Source organism: Stenotrophomonas sp. GD03819 (assembly GCF_029841665.1).
Classification (GTDB): domain Bacteria; phylum Pseudomonadota; class Gammaproteobacteria; order Xanthomonadales; family Xanthomonadaceae; genus Stenotrophomonas; species Stenotrophomonas geniculata.
Genome location: NZ_JAOCEW010000009.1, coordinates 12,188 through 31,832, shown reverse-complemented (window position 1 = coordinate 31,832; position 19,645 = coordinate 12,188). Strand labels below are relative to the sequence as shown.

Annotated in this window: 14 protein-coding genes; 8 read left to right on the top strand and 6 right to left on the bottom strand. The window is 68.4% G+C overall.

The window, feature by feature from the left end:
* The first annotated feature begins 86 nt into the window (after positions 1 to 86).
* Together N5D45_RS07215 and N5D45_RS07210 are read left to right on the top strand one after the other, a co-directional pair.
* Positions 87 to 347 (top strand): YcgL domain-containing protein, encoded by a 261-nt coding sequence (locus N5D45_RS07215; protein WP_010482302.1) that lies wholly within the window; start codon positions 87 to 89, stop codon positions 345 to 347.
* Positions 340 to 3,678 carry an ankyrin repeat domain-containing protein gene (locus N5D45_RS07210; protein WP_043399547.1) on the top strand — a complete coding sequence of 1,113 codons (3,339 nt, stop codon included), beginning with the start codon at positions 340 to 342 and terminating at the stop codon, positions 3,676 to 3,678. The genes N5D45_RS07215 and N5D45_RS07210 overlap by 8 nt, the downstream gene beginning before the upstream one ends.
* A gap of 75 nt (positions 3,679 to 3,753) precedes the next feature.
* On the opposite strand, the gene N5D45_RS07205 is transcribed toward N5D45_RS07210, so the two are convergent.
* Positions 3,754 to 5,532 carry a monovalent cation:proton antiporter-2 (CPA2) family protein gene (locus tag N5D45_RS07205; protein WP_279938673.1) on the bottom strand — a complete coding sequence of 593 codons (1,779 nt, stop codon included), beginning with the start codon at positions 5,530 to 5,532 and terminating at the stop codon, positions 3,754 to 3,756.
* A gap of 346 nt (positions 5,533 to 5,878) precedes the next feature.
* On the opposite strand from N5D45_RS07205, the gene mgtE reads away from it, so the two are divergent.
* Both mgtE and N5D45_RS07195 read left to right on the top strand, forming a co-directional pair.
* Positions 5,879 to 7,249: a magnesium transporter gene (gene mgtE, locus N5D45_RS07200; RefSeq protein WP_010482288.1), complete on the top strand. Its 1,371-nt coding sequence runs from the start codon at positions 5,879 to 5,881 to the stop codon at positions 7,247 to 7,249.
* A gap of 84 nt (positions 7,250 to 7,333) precedes the next feature.
* A complete protein-coding gene (locus N5D45_RS07195; protein ID WP_279938672.1) occupies positions 7,334 to 10,054 on the top strand; it encodes a bifunctional acetate--CoA ligase family protein/GNAT family N-acetyltransferase in 2,721 nt (906 codons plus the stop codon).
* Between the two features lie 73 nt (positions 10,055 to 10,127).
* Here N5D45_RS07195 and N5D45_RS07190 read toward each other — a convergent pair whose 3' ends face one another.
* The gene (locus tag N5D45_RS07190) at positions 10,128 to 10,508 is read right to left on the bottom strand and encodes a YbjQ family protein (protein ID WP_010482286.1); all 381 of its coding nucleotides are present in this window, start codon (positions 10,506 to 10,508) and stop codon (positions 10,128 to 10,130) included.
* Positions 10,509 to 10,606: 98 nt separating this feature from the next.
* On the opposite strand from N5D45_RS07190, the gene N5D45_RS07185 reads away from it, so the two are divergent.
* Complete coding sequence (locus N5D45_RS07185; RefSeq protein WP_049454148.1) at positions 10,607 to 11,314, top strand: alpha/beta hydrolase; 708 nt, start codon at positions 10,607 to 10,609, stop codon at positions 11,312 to 11,314.
* Between the two features lie 106 nt (positions 11,315 to 11,420).
* Here N5D45_RS07185 and dkgB read toward each other — a convergent pair whose 3' ends face one another.
* Positions 11,421 to 12,230 carry a 2,5-didehydrogluconate reductase DkgB gene (gene dkgB / locus N5D45_RS07180; RefSeq protein ID WP_228354929.1) on the bottom strand — a complete coding sequence of 270 codons (810 nt, stop codon included), beginning with the start codon at positions 12,228 to 12,230 and terminating at the stop codon, positions 11,421 to 11,423.
* Positions 12,231 to 12,355: 125 nt separating this feature from the next.
* Positions 12,356 to 13,570 carry an MFS transporter gene (locus N5D45_RS07175; protein WP_164192916.1) on the bottom strand — a complete coding sequence of 405 codons (1,215 nt, stop codon included), beginning with the start codon at positions 13,568 to 13,570 and terminating at the stop codon, positions 12,356 to 12,358.
* 105 nt (positions 13,571 to 13,675) lie between these two features.
* On the opposite strand from N5D45_RS07175, the gene N5D45_RS07170 reads away from it, so the two are divergent.
* The gene (locus tag N5D45_RS07170) at positions 13,676 to 14,578 is read left to right on the top strand and encodes a LysR family transcriptional regulator (protein ID WP_049454144.1); all 903 of its coding nucleotides are present in this window, start codon (positions 13,676 to 13,678) and stop codon (positions 14,576 to 14,578) included.
* Positions 14,579 to 14,680: 102 nt separating this feature from the next.
* Here N5D45_RS07170 and N5D45_RS07165 read toward each other — a convergent pair whose 3' ends face one another.
* Positions 14,681 to 16,801, bottom strand: a complete 2,121-nt coding sequence (locus tag N5D45_RS07165; RefSeq protein ID WP_279938671.1) for a methyl-accepting chemotaxis protein — start codon at positions 16,799 to 16,801, stop codon at positions 14,681 to 14,683.
* A 183-nt stretch (positions 16,802 to 16,984) separates the two neighbouring features.
* Here N5D45_RS07165 and N5D45_RS07160 point away from each other — a divergent pair, with 183 nt between their 5' ends.
* Positions 16,985 to 17,440, top strand: coding sequence for an Rrf2 family transcriptional regulator (locus tag N5D45_RS07160; protein WP_279938670.1), 456 nt, complete (start codon positions 16,985 to 16,987; stop codon positions 17,438 to 17,440).
* Positions 17,430 to 18,335: an NAD(P)/FAD-dependent oxidoreductase gene (locus N5D45_RS07155; RefSeq protein ID WP_227200573.1), complete on the top strand. Its 906-nt coding sequence runs from the start codon at positions 17,430 to 17,432 to the stop codon at positions 18,333 to 18,335. Before N5D45_RS07160 ends, N5D45_RS07155 begins: the two co-directional genes overlap by 11 nt.
* Before the next feature lie 41 nt (positions 18,336 to 18,376).
* On the opposite strand, the gene N5D45_RS07150 is transcribed toward N5D45_RS07155, so the two are convergent.
* Complete coding sequence (locus tag N5D45_RS07150; protein ID WP_279938669.1) at positions 18,377 to 19,597, bottom strand: RtcB family protein; 1,221 nt, start codon at positions 19,595 to 19,597, stop codon at positions 18,377 to 18,379.
* Between the last annotated feature and the right edge of the window lie 48 nt (positions 19,598 to 19,645).

Here is a 19,645-nt window from a genome sequence, read left to right as displayed (position 1 = left end):
CACGCCGTCATCGTCGGCTGACGGCTTTCCCCGGTGTCGGCTTTCCGACACAATCATGGCTCTTCCCGGGTTATCGTCCCGCGGACATGCACGCCTACGTCTATAAAAGCCAACTCAAGCCGGACACCTACGTCTACGTTCCCCGTCGCGATGATTTCAGCGCGCTGCCTGCGCCGCTGCTCACCTCGCTGGGGACGCTCGCCTTCGTCCTGGACGTGGCCCTGGATGCCCAGCGCCGCCTGGCCCAGGCCGATCCGGAAAAGGTCCGCAGCGAAATGAGCGAGCGCGGGTTCTACCTGCAGGTGCCGCCGTCGGTGGCCAGCCTGATGCCGCGCCACTATGACTGACACGTCCCGTCCGCGCGCCCTGTCGATCGCCTTCGCCGTGGGTGCCGTACTGGCGCTGGGCGCCGCCGTGGGCGGCGTTCCGGGTGCCATCCTTGCCGCCCTGGCGCAGCCTGCGTTCGCGCTGGGTGTCTCGTGGTGGCGGCGCAGCCGCGCGCTGCTGCCGCTGAACGTGGTCGCGCGCCAGGACCTGCCGGCGCTGCTGGCGTTGTGGACGGCAGCGCCGTTGTTGCTGGCGCTGCTGCTGGCCTGGCCGCTGGCCGCACTGCGTGACAGCGGCAGCCTTGCGGCGGTGCTGGGCCTGAGCGTGCTGGTCAGTGCCGGCCTGCTGGCGGCCTGGCGCACCTGGCCGCTGTGGAACGATGTCGAACGCCTCGATGGCAGCCTGGCCCAGCACTGGCAGGCGCTGGCTGGGCGCGACCTGACCGCCTGGCGTGGCCTCGGCGTGGCCGCGCTGGTGATCGCGCTGGCCGCGCTGGTGGTGCTGCCGGCCTGGCCGGGCCTGCTGCCGGAAAGCGCGCGCTGGCCCGCCGCGCTGGCGGTCGTGCTGCTGTCGCCGGTGCTGCACCTGCTGCTGCAGCGGGTCGCGCCCGCGCCGCTGGTGTCGCTGCGCGCGAGCCCGTTGGCCACCGCCGGCAACGAGCACGAACCGATGTTCGCCGCCGCGGCCGAAACCGCGCCGCTGGAGGCGATGGCACCGCAGGAACTGACCCCGGCACTGTATGAAGCCGCCCGCCATGGCCGCATCGACCGGGGCCTGCAGCTGCTGCAGGCCGGTGCCGATCCGTATGCGCTGCCGGACCCGAACTGGCGCGACCAGCGCAGCCTGGCGGTGCTGGCGGCGGTGCTGCCGGACCTGCGCCTGCTGCGCGAACTGATCGCCCGCGGCGTCGATGTGAATGCGCCGCACCGGGGCATGACCCCGCTGCTGGCCGCCACCCGCGACAGCTGGCACGGCCGCCCCGAAGCGGTGATGACCCTGCTCGCCAACGGCGCCGACTCGCGTGCCGTCGACAGCGATGGCAACACCCCGCTGCACCATGCCGCGCGCAGTTCCGACCCGGGCGTGGCCGCGCTGCTGCGCGATGCCGCCGCCGAAGTCGATGCGTTGAACAACGAGGGCTGGTCGCCGCTGGCGGTGGCCTGCCAGGTCGGCAACTGGCGCCTGGCCCGCTTCCTGCTCGAACGCGGTGCGCGCAGCGAACCGGCCGAGGGCACGCCGGTGCTGCTGGCCGCCGCTGCCACCGAAGATGACGATCCGGCCGGGGTGCAGCTGCTGCTCAAGCACAAGGCGCGCGCCGACGCCCGCGATCGCCAGCGCCGCAGTGCATTGCACGAGGCGGCCCTGGCCGGCCACGTGGAGATCATCGGCGTGCTGCTCGGCGCCGGTGCCAATCTGGAAGCGCGCGATGCGCTGGGCCGTACGCCATGGCTGGAAGCGGCCCGTGCCGGTCGTGCCGCCGTGGTCGAGCATCTGCTGCCGCACAAGCCGGACCTGGTCGCGGTGGACGGCGAAGGCCGCAACGCGGTGCAGCTGGCGGCGATGGCCGAGGATGTCTCACCGCTGCTGATCAAGCGCCTGGTCGAACTGGGCATCGCCGCCGATGCCGCCGATCCGGTCGGTCGCCGTGCGGTGGACTACGCTGCCGAAGCCGGCCGCTGGGCGATCGTGGCTCTGCTGGACCCCTCCTATCCGTTGCCGGCCGCGGTCAGTGATGGCCTGGCCGAGCGCGGCGAAGCCGCCAGTGCCAGTGGCCTGCTGCCGGACCGTCCGCCGTTGACCCTGCTGCGTGAAGCGCTGGGCTTCGGCAACACCGAAGGCATGGCCGCGCTGGCCAAGCTGTGCCAGCCGGAAGAACTGGGTGGCCTGCTGCTCGATCCGGAACTGGCGCTGGAGCCGCGTGCGGTCGATTGGCTGCTGGCCCACGGTGCCGATCCCTACGTGCGTGACGCCTGTTCCGACACGCCGATGTTCGCGCTGTTGTCGCGCGGCATCGACGCGGTGCCGGCGCTGCAGGTCATGCTGCAGCGTGGCCTGTCGCCGGCCGGACGCGGTGGCCTGGCACGCTTCCTCGCCGCGTGTGCGCAGCACGACCAGGCCGCCCGTGGCCTGGAACAGCTGGCACTGGAACTGCTGGAACGTGGCGCCGATCCGTTCGCCGCCTCGCCGGCCGGTGATCCGCCGCTGTCGCTGGCGGTGCGCCTGGGCTGGCTGCGCCTGCAGCAGGCCCTGCTCAAGGCCGGTGTCGATCGCGAAGCGCGCGACAGCCATGGCATGACCGCATTGCATCTGGCCACCGCATTGGCCCGCGAAGGCGCGCTGAAGCTGCTGGTGCAGCACGGTGCCTCGCCGGAAGCCCGTGCCGCCGACGGCCAGACGCCGCTGGGCGTGGCGCTGTCGATTGGTCGCCGCGATCTGGCTGACTGGCTGGACTGGCGGGTGTGGCCGTTGCCGCGCCGTACCCTGCGCGAGGCCGATCTGCCGGCCGCCGCGATGGCCGGTGATGTGGACGCCGTGCGCCGCCTGATCGACCTGGGCTTCGCCGTTGATGCGGTCGACGCACAGGGCTGCACCGCGCTGCTGCGCGCCGCCGGTGGTGGCCATCTGGCGGTGACTGACCTGCTGCTGGCGCGTGGCGCCGATCCGCAGCACGCTGCGGCCAGTGGGGCTACGCCGCTGTCGGCGGCGGTCAGCATGCGCCAGGTGGATATCGTCTCGGCCCTGCTCGACGCCGGCGCCAAGCTGGAACACCGCCTGCCGGGCGGCGTGACCGTGCTGATGCTGGCCTCGGCGCTGGGCCTGCCGGACATCGTCGCGCGCCTGCTCACTGCCGGTGCCGACGTGCATGCCGGTGATGCGCAACAGCTGGGCCCGCTGCACTGCGCCGCACTGTACGGTTTCAGTGCCCGCGACCGCTCGCGCCTGCTGGCCCTGCTCGACACCCTGCTGCTGGCCGGTGCCGAACCGGACCAGGCCGCTGCCGGTTCGGTGACGCCGCTGCTGCTGTTGCTGGGTGCGCGTGCCGAGCCGGGTACCGCCTGCGACGAGCAGGTGGTGATGGCGGCGGTGGAGCGCCTGCTGGATGAAGACGTCAGCCTGGACGTGCGCGATCCGCGCGGTTTCGGCCCGCTGCACCTGGCCGCGCTGCATGGCCTGCCGCTGCTGGTGCAGCGCCTGCTGCGTGCCGGTGCCGATCCGGAAGTGCGCGACAGCCTCAACCGCAGCCCGCGCGAGATCGCGGTGATGCGTGGCTTCATCGACGTGGCCGGTGAGTTCGAACCGCGCGTGCCGGGCGTTTCGTCGATGGCGCGGTTCCTGCGCGACAACGGCTGATTCCTGGAAAAGGGTCGTGCCGGCCGCTGGCCGGCAACCGCAATCTGTGGTGGGTGCCGACCGTTGGTCGGCCCCCTACTTGCCGTCGCTTTCCGCGTCGGCCTCGAACAGATGCATCAGGTCGTTGCGTGCATCGCGCGAGGTCTGGATCACCGCCGCCTCGTCGTCGTACACCAGATACTGGTCGCGCAGCAGCTGTTCGTCGTGCTCGCGGAAGCGCTGCACATGGCGTTCGGCAACGTCCGGTGCCACGCCCAGCGCGGTCAGCACGCGGCCGCTCATCTCCAGGCTGGTGCCGAACACTTCGCGGAACGGCTCGGCCGACATGTCCATCAGGCGCCACGCATGCTGGCGGTTGCGTGCACGCGCCAGCACCGTCGCGTCCGGGTACAGCCGACGCACCATGCGCACCGCGCGCAGGTTGGTCTCCGGGTCGTCCACAGTGATCACGAACACATCAATGTGCTCACCGCCCGCCGCACGCAGCATCTCCGGCCGGGTCGGGTCGCCGTAGTAGAGCTGGTTGCCGAAGCGGCGCAGGTCGGCCACGGTGTCCGGGTTCGCTTCCAGCGCGACGAACGGCACCTTCTGCGCGGTCAGCAGGCGCGCGATCACCTGGCCGAAACGGCCCATGCCGGCGATCAGCACCTTCGGCCGATTGTCCGGCGCCACCTTGTCGGCCTCGGCGGCCTGACGCGGTGCGGCCTTCTCCTGGCCGAGCAGCTTAAGCAGCGCAATCATCAGCAGTGGCGTGATCGCCATCGACAGGCCGACGATGGCCACCAGCCGGTCATGGTTGGCGTTGCCCAGCAGGTGCGCGCGCTGCGCTTCGTTGAACACCACGAAGGCGAACTCGCCGCCCAGCCACAGCACGCTGCCCAGCAGCAGCGACTGTCGCGAACTGAGTTTGGCGATACGCCCGATCACGTAGAGCAGGCTGAACTTGACCACCAGCAGGATCGCCACGCCGGCAGCGATCAGCCACGGCTCGGCGGCGATGCGGTCCAGATCGATGCCCATCCCCACCGCGATGAAGAACAGGCCCAGCAGCAGCCCCTTGAACGGCTCGATCTGCGCTTCCAACTCGTGCCGGAACTCCGAATCGGACAGCAGCACGCCGGCCAGGAACGCGCCCAGGCTGGGGCTGAGGCCGGCTTCCTGCATGAACCAGGCGGTGCCCAGCACCATCAGCAGTGCCGTGGCGGTGAATACTTCCGGGCTGCGGGTGCGCGCGATGATGCTGAACACCTTGCGCAGCACCGGTCGCCCGCACAGGATCACCACGGCCAGCGCACCGAGGGCCACGGCGGCGTCTTCCCAGCGCAGGGTCTCGTTCTTCACCCCGCCCAGCAGCGGGATGGCCGCCAGCAGCGGAATCGCGATCAGGTCCTGGAACAGCAGGATGGCGAACCCGAGCCGGCCATGGTCGCTGTTGATCGCCTTGTGCTCGGACAGCAGCTGCAGGCCCACCGCGGTGGATGACAACGCCAGCGCCACGCCCACCACCAGCGCGCTTTTCCATTGGAAATGGTCAAGCAGCAGCAGGCCGCCCAGCACCAGCCCGGACAACGCCACCTGTGCCGTGCCGGCGCCGAACACCGAGCGCCGCATCACCTTCAGGCGTGCCGGCGACAGCTCCAGGCCGATCACGAACAGCAGCATCACCACGCCGATCTCGGCGGCACCGAGGATGCGGTCGGCGTCCTGCACGAAGCCCAGCCCGTCCGGGCCCAGCACCACACCGGCGGCCAGGTAGCCCAGCACCGCGCCGAAGCCGAACTTCTTGAACACCGGCACGGCGATGACCGCCGCCAGCAGCAGCACCAGGGCCAGTTCCAGACCACCGCTATGCATGGGAATACCTGGTCATCGGCGGAGCCCGCTGTGCGTCCATTCGGGTGGGGGAAGGGGTGGCGAGTACCACCGCGTCATTATGCGCGCCGGCCTGTGTATGCACGAGAACAACCTGCCGGGCAGGCGCCCTGCGCACAGCGGCCGGGTTGACCTGCATGGCCCACGGGTCCAGACTGCCCGCCGCTGGCGGCGCGTCCGCCGGCACACGCATCCCGGAGTCCCCAACCCATGTCCAGCGACAGTAGAAGTCGACCTCGTTCGACGCCAGCGATGGCCACCGCCTGACATCGGGACGGTTTGCCTGCGTTGGCGTTGCGCGAGGTCGCACCCCCACAAGGCAAACCCGATGAACCAGAAGCAATTGCTGCGCCCGGTGGCCGATGCCGCCGCACTGGCCGCACCATTGGCGAACTACAACACCGCCGATGCGGTGGAATTCCTCAACACGCTGGAACTCGTGCGCGCTGCGGAAACGCTGGCCGCGCTGCCGTTGCCGCGTGCGGTGAAGATGCTGGAGGCACCGGAACTGCACCGCAGCGGCGAACTGGTAGCCGCGCTGCCGCCGGCCCGCGCCGCCGCCCTGCTTGGGCTGATGGCCGATGACCGTGCCACCGACATCGTCCACGAGCTGGACGAGGAAGAGCGCGCGCGGCTGATCCCGCTGCTGGGCACCGACGCCCGCCAGGCCATCCAGAAGCTGCTCAGCTACCCGCCCAACACCGCCGGCGCGCTGATGACCACCGAGTACGTGGCGGTACCCGCCAGCTGGACCGTGGCGCAGACCCTGCAGCACATCCGCCAGGTCGAGCGCACCCGCGAGACCGTGTACGCCATCTACGTGCTCGACCCGGCCAGCCAGCAGCTGCAGCAGGTGGTGACCATGCGCCGGCTGATCACCGGCCTGCCGGAGGAGTCGATCCTGGACGTGGCCCAGGTCAATCCGCCGGTGACGGTGGATGCGCTGATGGACCAGGAAGAAGTGGCGCGGCTGATCCGCCGCCACGACCTGCTGGCGATTCCGGTGGTCGATGCGCAGCTGCAGATGCTCGGCATCGTCACCGTGGACGACGTGCTCGATGCACTGATCGAGGAATCCACCGAAGACGCGCATAAGTTCGGTGGCATGGAAGCGCTGGACAAGCCGTACATGCAGATCGGCTTCTTCGAGATGCTGCGCAAGCGCGCCGGATGGCTGAGCGTGCTGTTCCTGGGCGAGATGCTGACCGCCAGCGCGATGCAGCACTACGAGGACGAACTGGCGCGCGCGGTGGTGCTGACCCTGTTCATCCCACTGATCATGAGTTCGGGCGGCAATTCCGGTTCGCAGGCCACCTCGCTGCTGATCCGCAGCCTGGCGCTGCGTGAACTGCGCCTGCGCGACTGGTGGAAGGTGGCCATCCGCGAGATCCCGACCGGCATGGTGCTGGGTGCCATCCTCGGCTGCCTGGCGATCGTGCGCATCGTGATCTGGCAGCTGGGCGGCCTGCATGACTACGGCGAGCACTGGATCCTGCTGGCGATCACCATCGGTGCCGCCCTGGTCGGCATCGTCACCTTCGGCTCGCTGTCCGGCTCGATGCTGCCCTTCATCCTCAAGCGGCTCGGCTTCGACCCGGCCAGCGCCTCGGCGCCGTTCGTGGCCACCCTGGTGGATGTCACCGGCCTGGTGATCTATTTCAGCATCGCCGCGATGATCCTGCACGGCACGCTGCTGTAACAAAAAAGGGGACGGAGGGGATTAAGTCGTTTGTGCACAAACGACTTAATCCCCTCCGTCCCCTTTTTTGGGTACCGTAGGCGCATGAGTACCTACCACCTGCAGTCTGTGTTCCGTCCGCAGTCGGTCGCGGTGATCGGCGGCAGTCCGCGTGAGCGTTCAGCCGGCCGTGCGGTGATGCGCAATCTGCGCGGCACCGGCTTCCCCGGCAAGGTGGCGTGGATCAACCCGCGGCATGCCGAGATCGATGGCATCCGCACGATCAAGCGGCTGAAGGACCTGGACTGGGTGCCCGACCTGGTGGTGATCACCGCACCGGCGGCGATCGTGCCGCAGGTGGTGCGTACCGCTGCCGAGCGTGGCGTGCAGGCGGCGATCATCCTCACTGCGCACCTGGGCGAAGGCCCGGGTTCGTTGTCCGCACAGGTAGAGGCGGTGGCGCGCAAGCATGGCCTGCGCATCCTCGGGCCGCACTGCCTGGGCGTGATCGCGCCGCACGCGCGACTCAATGCCAGTATCGCCGCACATTTCCCGCAGGCAGGTGACCTCGCCCTGATCTCCGAATCCTCGGCGATCGCCGCCGCGCTGGTGGAGTGGGGCGTAGCGCGCTCGGTCGGCTTCTCCGCGGTGGTCTCGCTGGGCGACACGATGGACGTCGACTTCGGCGACCTGCTCGACTACTTCGCCACCGACTACCGCACCCGCGCCATCCTGCTCTATGTCGAGCAGATCAAGGACGCGCGCAAGTTCATGTCGGCCGCGCGTGCCGCCGCCCGCGCCAAGCCGGTGGTGGTGGTGAAGTCCGGCCGCGCCGAACGCGTGCAGCCGGGCAGTCGTGATACCCATGTGCAGGCACTGGCCCGCGCCGACGACGTGTACGGCGCCGCGTTCAACCGTGCCGGCCTGCTGCGCGTGGGCGCGCTGGACGAACTGTTCACTGCTGCGGAGTCGCTGGGGCGGCTGGGTACATTCCCTGGTCGTCGGCTGGCGATTCTCAGCAACGGCGGCGGCGTCGGTCGCCTCGCCGTGGACCAGCTGATCGCATTGCGTGGCACCCTGGCCAACCTGTCCGACACCACGGTCGAAAAGCTGGACGCCGTGCTGCCGCAGGGCTGGTCGCGCAGCAATCCGGTCGACATCGTGGTCGACGCCGATGGTGACCGCTATGCCGCGGCCATCGAAGCGCTGCTGGCCGACAACGAGAACGACGCGGTGATGGTGGTCAACGTGCCGACCGCATTCACCTCGTCCGCAGACGCTGCGCAGGCGCTCACCCGCACGCTCGGCCTGCGTCCGCGCCATCATCGCGACAAGCCGGTGTTCGCGGTGTGGCTGGGCAACGATGACCAGGCCACCGCCACGCTCAACGCGGCGCGGGTGCCGACCTATCCGACCGAGGCGGAGGCAGTACGCGGCTTCCAGCATCTGGTGCGTTACCGTGAAGCGCAGAACGCCCTGATGGAAACGCCACCCAGCCTGCCGCAGGACTTCAGTGTCGATGCAGCGGCCGCACGCGCGCTGGTCGATGCCGCGCTGGCCAACGGCCAGCAGTGGCTGGACCCGCTGGCCACCCATGAACTGCTCAAGGCCTACGGCATTCCGTCCGCACCGGTGATGCATGCGCGCGATGCGCACGAGGCGATGGACCTGGCGCAGCCGCTGCTCGAGCGCGGTGCCACGGTCGCACTGAAGATCCTGTCACCGGACATCCCGCACAAGTCGGAAGTGGACGGCGTGCGCCTGAACCTGTCCACGTTGCCGGCGGTGCAGAGCGCGGCCAACGCGATCCTGTCGCGCGCACGCCAGCTGCGGCCGGATGCCCGCATCGATGGCCTGCTGGTGCAGCCGACCATTGTTCGCCCGAAGGCGCGTGAACTGATTGTCGGCATCGCCGATGACGCGACGTTCGGCCCGGTGATCGTAGTCGGTCGTGGCGGTACCGCAGTTGAAGTGATCAATGACAAGGCGTTGGCGTTGCCGCCGCTGGACCTGCGCCTGGCCCATGAGCTGATCGGGCAGACCCGGGCTTCGCGCATCCTCAAGGCCTATGGCGATGTGCCCGCCGCCGACGAGCGCGCACTGGCGCTGGCGCTGGTCAAGCTGGCACAGCTGGCCGCGGACATTCCCGAAGTGCGCACGCTGGACATCAACCCGCTGCTGGTCGACAGCAAGGGCATTCTTGCCCTCGACGCACGCGTGGCGGTGGCGCCGTCGCGCATCCTGCACAAGGGCCGTGGCCATCCGCGCTTCTCGGTGTTCCCGTACCCGAAGGAGTGGGAGCGCACCATCGAACTGTCCGACGGCGGCCGCGCCTTCGTGCGGCCGGTGCGGCCGGAAGACGATGCACTGTTCCGTGCGTTCTTCGCCCGGGTCAGTGACGAGGACCTGCGCCTGCGCTTCTTCCAGTCGGTGAAGCACTTCAGCCACGAATTCATCGCGCGCCTGACCCAGCTCGATTACGCACGCTCGATCGCACTGGTGGCGATCGAGCCACGCAGCGGCGAAATGCTTGGCGCGGTGCGCCTGCACGCCGATGCCGATTACCACCGTGGCGAATACGGCATCCTGATCCGCTCGGACCTGAAGGGCCACGGCATCGGCTGGCGGCTGATGGCGATCATGATCGAGTACGCCAAGTGGCTGGGCCTGGACGTGGTCGAAGGCCAGGTGCTGCGCGAGAACAGCACCATGCTGGCGATGTGCCAGAGCCTGGGGTTCAAGACGAAACTCGACCCGGACGACCCGACGGTGATGATGGTGACCCTGCCGGTGCAGCAGGTCGAAGTGCCTGAGACCCCTCTGTAGAGCCGAGCCCACGCTCGGCTGCCTTGCATCGCACGGGCGCGCCTGAGCCGAGCATGGACTCGGCTCTACAGTATCAACGCACCGGCTCCACCACCACCGCCGTGCCATAGCACAGAACCTCGGTCAGCCCGGTCATCACATCGGTGGCGTCGTAGCGCATGCCGATGATCGCGTTGGCGCCCAGCTGCCGCGCGTGCTTGACCATGTCGCGGTAGGTTTCCTCGCGGGCCTGTTCGCACAGTTCGGTGTAGATGGTGATGTTGCCGCCGAACAGGGTCTGGATGCCGCCGAGGAAATTGCCGACGATCGAGCGCGAGCGCACGGTGATGCCGCGTACCACGCCGAGGTTGCGCACCACGCGATGGCCGGGCAGCTCGAAGGCGGTGGTGACCAGCGCATCGTCGAAACGCAGCGCGGGCGGGGACGTGGGGCTGCTGTTGTAGGGGTCTGCCATGGTCGCGTCCGTGTCGTAGAGTCGAGCTTGCTCGACTCTACAGTGCAATCACCCGTTGCGGCATGGTGCCGTCACCCCGCCGGCGCGACAATATCCCCATGACCGACCGTATCCCCCTGTTGCTGCTGCCCGGCCTGCTCAACGATGCCGAGCTGTGGCGTGCGCAGATGGCCGACCTGGCCGACATCGCTGACTGCACGGTAGGCGACCAGACCCGTGGCGAGACCCTCCAAGCGGTCGCCGAGGACGTGCTCGCACAGGCACCGGAGCGCTTTGCGCTGGCTGGTTTCTCACTGGGCGGCTTCGTTGCCCAGCAGATCCTGCGCATTGCGCCGGAGCGCGTGCTGCAGCTGGCGCTGATCGATACCTCGATCCACGCCGATTCACCGGAACGTGCCGAACAACGCCGCAGCCAGCGCGCCAGCGTGCGCCTGCCGGGCAGGTTCCACGGCTTCGGCGATGCGCTGATGCGCAGCTACATCGACGCCTCGCGGCTGGACGACTACGTGCTGGTGCAGCGCGTGCGCGACATGACCGCCCGCCTGGGGGCGGAGGTATTCCTGCGCCAGAGTGCGCTGGAGCGGCGCGACGGCCATGACGTGCTGGCGGGCTACCAAGATCCGCTGTTGATCGTCTGCGGGGCCAACGACCGCATCACGCCGCTGGCAGTGAGCGAGGAAATGCACGACCTGGTGCCGCACTCGCAGCTGGTGGTGGTGCCCGATTGCGGGCACCTGGCCCCGATGGAAAAGCCGGACGAGGTCAGTGCAGCGATGCGTGGGTGGTTGCTGCAGGGTAGGGAGTGAACGGTAGGTGCCGACCTGGGTCGGCATGCTGTTTCAACGATCAATCACAGGTCAGTGCCGACCCAGGTCGGCACCTACCGATTTGGTTCCGCAACCGCGGTCGGCCTCAATCCCAGGCCGGCGCAATGCCTTCCGGGTTGGCCAGGCGGTGCCCACGATCCAGCTTGGCGATCTGCGCCATGTCTTCGTCGGTGAGGCGGATTGCTGCCGCTTCCAGGTTGCCCGACAGGTTCTCGCGCTTGGTCGAAGACGGAATGACCGAGTAACCCTGCTGCAGTGCCCAGGCCAGTGCGATCTGCGCGGGCGTGGCCTGGTGACGGCCGGCAATGGCCTGGATCACCGGGTCCTTGATCACCTCGCCATAGGCCAGGCTCATGTAGGCGGTAATGTGGATGCCGTTGTCCTGCAGGAACTTCACCAGCAGGCGGTTCTGCAGGTACGGATGGATCTCGATCTGGTTGGTGGTGATCGCATCGGCGCCGAGGATCTCGATCGCCTTGCGGGTCTGTGCGATGGTGAAGTTGGAGATGCCGATCTCCTTCGTCAGGCCCTGTACCTTGGCCTCGGCCAGTGCGGTCAGGTACTCCTCCATCGGCACGTCGACCTTGTCGTTCGGCGACGGCCAGTGGATCAGTGCCAGGTCGACGTGGTCGGTGCGCAGCTTCTGCAGGCTGGTGCGCAGGCTGGCCAGCAGCGCTTCGCGCTTGAACTCGGTGATCCAGACCTTGGTGGTCAGGTAGATCTCATCGCGCGGCACACCGGAGTCGGCAATGGCCTGGCCGACCTCGGCTTCATTGCCGTAGATCTGTGCGGTATCGATGGCGCGGTAGCCGACATCCAGCGCGTTGCGCACGGAGTCGATCACGGTCTGGTCTTTGAGGCGGAAGGTGCCGAGACCGAAGGCGGGGACAGTCATGGGGAGCTCCAGCAGAGGGGAGGGATGCGAATATCCGGCAAAGGGTAGGCCAGTGGCCGCATACGTGCCGGCAACGGTGCATTGCACCACCGTACCGGCAGGGTGCCGGCACGGCATGACCTGTCTCAATGCGCGGCCACGGCGATGCCATCGGCGCGATCATCGATGCCATCACGACGGTCCAGGCGGCCGCTGAGCGCGGTCAGCGCATACGCGCCCAGTACCACCAGTGCGCCCAGCCACGGCGTGTGCATCAGGCCGATGTTCTCCACTACCAGGCCACCGAGCGAGGCGCCCAGCGCGATGCCGATGTTGAAGGCGGCGATGTTCAGCCCCGAGGCCACGTCGGTGGCCTGCGGCGCATAGCGCTGCGCCTGCTTGACCACATAGACCTGCAGGCCGGGCACGTTGCCGAAGGCCACGGCGCCCAGCGCCAGCACGGTCAGCAGCATCAGCCAGGCGTTCCAGGCGGTGAAGGTGAGCGCGAACAGCACGATGGCCAGCAGCGCGAAGATGCGCTTCAGCGCGGGCACCGGGCCCATGCGGTCCGCCATGCGCCCGCCCCACAGGTTGCCGATCGCCACTGACACGCCGTACACCAGCAGCACCAGGCTGACCGCATTGGCCGAGAAACCGGTGACGTCCTGCAGGATCGGCGCCAGGTAGGTGAAGGCCAGGAAGGTCCCGCCATAACCCAGCGTGGTCATCGCATAGACCAGCAGCAGGCGCGGCTGGGCCAGCACGGCCAGCTGCTGGCGGAAGCTGGACGGCGCGCTCTGCGGCACGCTGCGCGGCACGAACAGCAGCGCACCCAGCAATGCGATCACGCCGAGCCCGGCCACCGCCAGGAAGGTGGCGCGCCAGCCCAGGTGCTGGCCGATGAAAGTGCCCAGCGGCACACCGGTCACCAGCGCCACGGTCAGGCCGGTGAACATGATGGCGATGGCACCGGCGGCCTTCTCCTTCGGCACCACTGCGGTGGCGATGATCGAACCGATCGAGAAGAACACGCCGTGGGCCAGGCCGGTGAGGATGCGCGCGGCGATCAGCGACGTGTAGCCCGGCGCCAGGAAGGCGATGACGTTGCCAAGCGTGAACAGCACCATCAGGGCTACCAGCAGCGACTTGCGCGGCACGCGGCCGGTGAGCGCGGTCAGCACCGGCGCACCGATGGCCACCCCGAGGGCATACAGCGAGACCAGCAGGCCTGCGGAGGGCAGGCTGACCTGCAGATCGGCGGCAATGGTGGGAATCAGGCCGACGATGACGAACTCGGTGGTGCCGATGGCGAAGGCACCGAGGGTCAACGCCAGCAGGGCGAGGGGAATGCCACGGATCATGGCCGGCTCCGGAGGGAAGGAAGGCGCGCAGTGTGCGCGGTGCACCTTTGCCGAAAAACCAGTCTTCACGCCAATCACTATTGCCGCTCAGTCAATAATGGCGGGATGAAGACTACGCTCGATGAAATGCAGGCCTTCCTCGCGGTGATCGACAGCGGGTCGATCAGTGCCGCTGCCGAGCAGCTGGGGCAGACGCCCTCGGGCGTGAGCCGTGCGCTGGGGCGGCTGGAGGACAAGCTGGGGATCACCCTGCTGACCCGCACCACCCGCCGCCTGCACCTGACTGCCGAGGGCGAGGCGTTCCTGCGCCATGCACGGGCGATCATCGATGCGGTGGAATCGGCCGAGGAACAGATGGCGGCACGCCGCGAGCGCCCGGCAGGGCGCCTGCGCGTGGATGCGGCGATGCCGTTCGTGCTGCACGTGATCGCGCCGCTGGTGAGCGGCTATCGTGCGCGCTACCCGGAAGTGCAGCTGGAGTTGAACAGCTCCGACCGCTACATCGACCTGCTGGAGCGGCGCACCGATCTGGCGATCCGGATCGGGCCACTGGCCGACTCCACGTTGCATGCGCGGCCGCTGGGGCGGTGCCAGCTGCGGCTGGTGGCAAGCCCGGCCTACCTGGCTGCACACGGCGAACCGGCCAGCGTCGCCGCACTGGGCCAGCACACACTGCTCAGCTTCAACGAGCCGGAGTCACTCAACCGCTGGCCGTTGCCCGGAGAGTCGGATGGGCTGCTGCTGGTGCGGCCGGACATCGCCGTGTCCAGTGGCGAGACACTGCGCCGTCTGGCGGTGGAAGGTGTCGGCATCACCTGCCTGTCCGACTTCGTCACCGATAGCGACCGCGCTGCTGGCACCCTGGTGCCGGTGCTGGCGGCGCAGACGCTGGATGTGTACCAGCCGATCCACGCGGTGTATTACCGCAACACGGCGGTATCGGCGCGGATCAGCTCGTTCCTGGATTACCTGGGTGAAGCAATGGCGCAGAGCGGTTACCTGCGCTGATCGGATTCGGGTGGGTGCGGACCGTGGGTCCGCACTGCACCTGCCATCGCCCGACCAACGGTCGGGCGCTACCCATCTGACGCTGGCCAGCAACCGGACCAATCAGGCCGCGCGCGCCAACCCGCCCTTCGCATCCGCCGTGGTCGACAGGTCGAACACATCCACCGCCTCGATCAACCGGTTCGCCTGCTGTTCCAGGCTGCGTGCCGCGGCGCTGGCTTCCTCCACCAGCGCAGCGTTCTGCTGGGTGGTGCCGTCCATCTGGATCACGGTCTGGCTGACCTGCTCGATGCCCGCGCTCTGTTCCTGCGAGGCGGCGGAAATCTCGGCCATGATGTCGGTCACGCGCTGCACCGAGGCCACGATCTCGGCCATGGTGTCACCGGCCTCACGCACGCGCTGTGCACCGTGCCCCACCTGTTCCACCGAGGCTTCGATCAGCGACTTGATCTCCTTCGCCGCCGCCGCCGAACGCTGCGCCAGCGTGCGGACCTCGCTGGCAACCACCGCGAAGCCACGGCCCTGCTCGCCGGCACGCGCGGCTTCCACCGCAGCGTTCAATGCCAGGATGTTGGTCTGGAAGGCGATGCCATCGATCACGCTGATGATCTCGGCGATCTGCCGTGACGAGGTTTCGATCGCGCCCATCGTCGCCACCACCTGGCCGATCACGCTGCCGCCCTGCGAGGCGACCGCGTGCGCGCCGATCGCGAGCTGGTTGGCCTGGCGCGCATGTTCGGCGTTCTGGCGCACGGTGGAGGTCAGCTCCTCCATCGATGCCGCCGTCTCCTCCAGGTTGGCGGCCTGCTGCTCGGTGCGGCGCGACAGGTCATTGTTGCCGGCGGCGATCTCCGCGGCGGCGGTGTGGATGTTGCCGGACGCGTGCTTGATGTCGGTGACGATGGTCGCCAGCTGCGCGGCGGTGGTGTTGGCGTCACCGGCGATGCGCGCGAACACGCCCTGGAAATCACCGTGCATGCGCGCGCCGAGGCGGCCGTCGGCAATCGCGCGCAGCATGCTGGAAACCTCGCCCAGGTTCAGCTCGGTGGCCTGCATCAGGCGGTTCAGGCCGTCGACCATCACGCGGAAGTCATGCTCGAAGCGCGCGCTGTCGCCACGCTGGCTGAAGTCGCCGGCGGCGGCTGCTTCGGCCAGGCGGCGGATCTCGCCGTTGATCATGCCGAGATTGGCCTTGGCGGTATCCAACGCGTTGGTGATCACGGCCTTTTCGCCGGGCAGGCGTTCCATGTCCTGGCTGAGGTCGCCGACGGCGTAACGCCCCATGATCGCGATCGCGCGCATCTTCACCTGGATGTGCGCATCCACCAGCGTGTTGCTGTCGGCCACCATGGTGCCGAACGCGCCGGGGAAGGCGCTGGCGTCCATGCGGTGGCTGATGGTGCCGGCCTCATGCGCCTGCGCCATCGTGGCCTGTGCATCCAGCACGCCGCGCAGCGTGGACTGCACCGCCTGCATGGCCTGCGCGAGGCGGCCGATCTCGTCGCGGCTGCGCACCTGCACCACGTGTTGCAGGTCGCCGGCAGCCACTGCACGTGCAGCGGCTTCCACCGCCAGTACCGGCTGCACCACCGCGCGCCGCAGCCACCAGGCCAGGCCCATCAACAGCAGCACGGCAGCCAGCACGGTCAGCGCCGCACACAGCAGCAGGGTCTGGCGTGCCTGCTGCGAGCGTGCCGTCACCGCCGCTTCGGCAACCTGCGTGGCGTGCGTGCTCAGCGCATCCAGTGCGGTCGCCACGGGGCGATCCCTTCCGCGCACGAGGTTGTCGCCGGCAGCGGGATCGTAGCCGGCCTCCGCAAATGCCTGCAGGGCGGCGTGATAGTCCTTCTGCAGCTGCGCATGCAGGCCGATGAAGGCCTGTGCCAGATCACGCGTGCGCGCGTCCGGGCTGGCCAGCAGGCCCTTGGCCAGCTGCTCGACCAGACGGCCCTCGCTGTCGAAGGCGTCCAGATGGCGCTGGCGCAGCGCATCGTCGTGGCTGCGCAGCAGCACATTCTTCCATTCCTGCACCTGGCCGCGGAACTCGCGCTGCAGGCGTTCTGCATCGCGGCTGTGCGCGACTTCGGGTGGAACCTCGGTGGACAGTTTCAACCAGGCGGAGGCCAGGCCGGCGAGGGCGCACAACAGGACCACGGCCAAGCCAACGGAGACCGCACCAAGCAGCTTGGACTGCAGGCGCGGTGCACGGACAGACGCATTCATGTGGAAGGACTCTCGGGAAGGGGCGATTCGGTATCGACCCGTGTGGGCCCCTCTGAAGTGCGACGTGTATCACATTACCGTTTCGTTTAGCGATGTGAAGGAAGTGTTTCATAGGACAGATGTGTCCATATGGAACGAAAGCAGACCCTCGACAGGCGATTTAAATGTAACTATTCTTGTTACATGAAATCCGCGAACCCGCTCTCCGATGCGCTGCACGTGATGGCCCATCTGGTCGGCCAGCCGGGCCCGCGCACCTCCGAACAGCTGGCCGCGTGCCTGCCGACCCATCCGGTGGTGATCCGCCGCCTGCTGGCGCAGATGCACAAGGCCGGTCTGGTGCGCAGCACCCGTGGCCACGGCGGTGGCAGCCTGCTGGCACGCGATCCCGCAACGATCACCCTGCATGACATCTATCTGGCCGTGGGCGCACCACCGCTGGTGCAGGTCGGCGCCCGCGATTCCGGCGGCGGCTGCCCTATCCAGCAGCTGGTCAACAGCGCCCTGCTCGAAGGGGCGCGCGAAGCACAGCGCCTTCTCGAACAGCGGCTGCAGGCGACCACGCTGGACCAGCTCGGCGCCGACTTCGCCCGCCATCTCGCCCATCACCGTTCCCTGGAAGGTCATCATGAATCCTGATGTGCTCATCGTTGGCGGCAGCTATGCCGGCATTGCCGCCGGCCTGATCCTCGCCCGCGCCCGCCGCCCGGTCACGGTCATCGACGCCGGATTGCCGCGCAACCGCTTCGCAAGCCATTCGCATGGCGTGCTGGGGCTGGATGGCACCAGTGGCGCCGAGCTGCTGAAGACCGCGCGCCAGCAACTGCTGGACTACCCCAGCGTACGCTGGCTGCACGCCGAGGCCGTGCAGGCATCCGCCACCGCCGCGGGCGTCGAAGTGCACACCGCTGATGGCCAGGTGCTGGCTGCTCGCAAGCTGCTGCTGGCCAGTGGTATCACCGACCAGCTACCGGAACTGCCGGGGCTGGCCGAGCGCTGGGGCAGCACCGTGCTGCATTGTCCCTACTGCCATGGCTACGAAGTGGGTGGTGGCGCAATCGGTCTGCTTGGTGGGCACCCGATGTCCGCCAGCAAGGCGCCGCTGTTCGCCGATTGGGGAAATGTCACCTTCTTCAGCCAGGGCCTGCCGATCACCGATGAGGAGCGGGCCGCCATGCAGCAGCGCGGCGTGCAGATCGAGACCGCGCCGGTGGTGGGCGTGCAGGGCGACCAGCCGACCTGGCTGGAAGTGGAGTTGGCTGATGGCCGCCGCATCGCGCAACGCGCGCTGTTCGTGCCGGCCACGCAGACGATGGCGACGCCGCTGGTGCAGCAGCTGGGCTGCACCCTGGTGGAAAGCCCGCTGGGCGTGCTGATCGAGGTCGATGCGATGAAGCAGACCTCGTTGCCGAACGTGTACGCCGCCGGCGATGCAACCACAGTTGGCAACATCACCCTGGCTGCTGCCGAGGGCGTGCGTGCGGGCATCGGCGTGCACCACGCGCTGGTGACTGAAGACAGCGTGGCGCGCTGAACGTGTTCCGGTGGGTGCCGGCCTTGGCCGGCACCGTTCCATTACCCTTTCACGCACAGCACCTGCCGCAGTGTGTGCACCACGTCCACCAGGTCCAGCTGGGCGGCCATGACATCATCGATCGACTTGTACGCCGCCGGTGACTCGTCCAGCACGCCGCTGTCCTTGCGGCACTCAACGTGTGCGGTGGCCTCGCGGTGCTGGGCCAGCGTGATCTGCTGGCGCGCCGTGCCACGGCTCATCGCCCGGCCGGCACCGTGGCTGCAGCTGTGGAAGCTGTCCGCGCTGCCCTTGCCGCGCACGATGTAGCTGCGCGTGCCCATGCTGCCGGGAATGATGCCCAGTTCGCCCTCGCGGGCACTGACGGCGCCCTTGCGTGTCACCAGCAGCTCCTGGCCGTGATGCGTTTCCTTCTGCACGTAGTTGTGGTGGCAGTTCACCGCCATCGCCGCCAGCTGGAACTTCGGCAAGCGGTGGCGCATCTCGGCCAGCACGCGCGACATCATCGCCTCGCGGTTCTGCCGCGCGTAGTCCTGCGCCCACGACACCGCTTCAACGTAGTCATCGAACAGCGGCTCGCCTTCCATGAAGAACGCCAGGTCCTTGTCCGGCAGGTGGAAGCCCAGCACGCGCCGTGCCAGCTCCTCGCGCGCCTTCTCGATGAAGTAGGTGCCGATCAGGTTGCCGGTGCCGCGCGAGCCGCTGTGCAGCATCACCCACACCGTATCCGTCTCGTCCAGGCACAGTTCGATGAAGTGGTTGCCGCCGCCCAGCGTACCCAGCTGGCGGTCCAGCTTATCGGTGCGGATCCTGCGGTGCTTGTCCTTGATCTTCTCCAGGCCGTTGGCCAGCCCGGACCGCACCAACCGGGTGTGGATGCTGTCGGGCATGCGGCGATGCTCGCCGCCGCGCCCGTTGCCGACCGGGATGCTGCGCTCGATGCTGTTGCGCAGTTGCCGCAGGTCATCGGGCAGGTCGTTGGCGCGCAGCGTGGTACGCACCGCCGCCATGCCGCAGCCGATGTCGACGCCGACCGCGGCCGGAATGATCGCGCCACGGGTCGGGATCACCGAGCCCACGGTCGCGCCCTTGCCCAGGTGCACGTCGGGCATCACCGCCACCCACGGCCCGACGAACGGGATCGCGGCGATGTTGCGCAGCTGCTCGTGGGCCTGTGCCTCCAGCGGCACACCGTTGACCCAGCCCTTGATCGGCGTGGTGCCCTCGGCGTGCAGCCATTGATAGTTCTGTTGCGTGTCCATTGTCTTGTTGAATGTCCTTGATGGGCCGGCGGCGCGTCCCTGCGCCGC

Coding starts and splice junctions, on each gene's coding strand:
- N5D45_RS07215 (WP_010482302.1), top strand. CDS start 87: ATGCACGCCTACGTCTATAAAAGCCAACTCAAGCCGGACACCTACGTC.
- N5D45_RS07210 (WP_043399547.1), top strand. CDS start 340: ATGACTGACACGTCCCGTCCGCGCGCCCTGTCGATCGCCTTCGCCGTG.
- N5D45_RS07205 (WP_279938673.1), bottom strand. CDS start 5,532: ATGCATAGCGGTGGTCTGGAACTGGCCCTGGTGCTGCTGCTGGCGGCG.
- mgtE (WP_010482288.1), top strand. CDS start 5,879: ATGAACCAGAAGCAATTGCTGCGCCCGGTGGCCGATGCCGCCGCACTG.
- N5D45_RS07195 (WP_279938672.1), top strand. CDS start 7,334: ATGAGTACCTACCACCTGCAGTCTGTGTTCCGTCCGCAGTCGGTCGCG.
- N5D45_RS07190 (WP_010482286.1), bottom strand. CDS start 10,508: ATGGCAGACCCCTACAACAGCAGCCCCACGTCCCCGCCCGCGCTGCGT.
- N5D45_RS07185 (WP_049454148.1), top strand. CDS start 10,607: ATGACCGACCGTATCCCCCTGTTGCTGCTGCCCGGCCTGCTCAACGAT.
- dkgB (WP_228354929.1), bottom strand. CDS start 12,230: ATGACTGTCCCCGCCTTCGGTCTCGGCACCTTCCGCCTCAAAGACCAG.
- N5D45_RS07175 (WP_164192916.1), bottom strand. CDS start 13,570: ATGATCCGTGGCATTCCCCTCGCCCTGCTGGCGTTGACCCTCGGTGCC.
- N5D45_RS07170 (WP_049454144.1), top strand. CDS start 13,676: ATGAAGACTACGCTCGATGAAATGCAGGCCTTCCTCGCGGTGATCGAC.
- N5D45_RS07165 (WP_279938671.1), bottom strand. CDS start 16,801: ATGAATGCGTCTGTCCGTGCACCGCGCCTGCAGTCCAAGCTGCTTGGT.
- N5D45_RS07160 (WP_279938670.1), top strand. CDS start 16,985: ATGAAATCCGCGAACCCGCTCTCCGATGCGCTGCACGTGATGGCCCAT.
- N5D45_RS07155 (WP_227200573.1), top strand. CDS start 17,430: ATGAATCCTGATGTGCTCATCGTTGGCGGCAGCTATGCCGGCATTGCC.
- N5D45_RS07150 (WP_279938669.1), bottom strand. CDS start 19,597: ATGGACACGCAACAGAACTATCAATGGCTGCACGCCGAGGGCACCACG.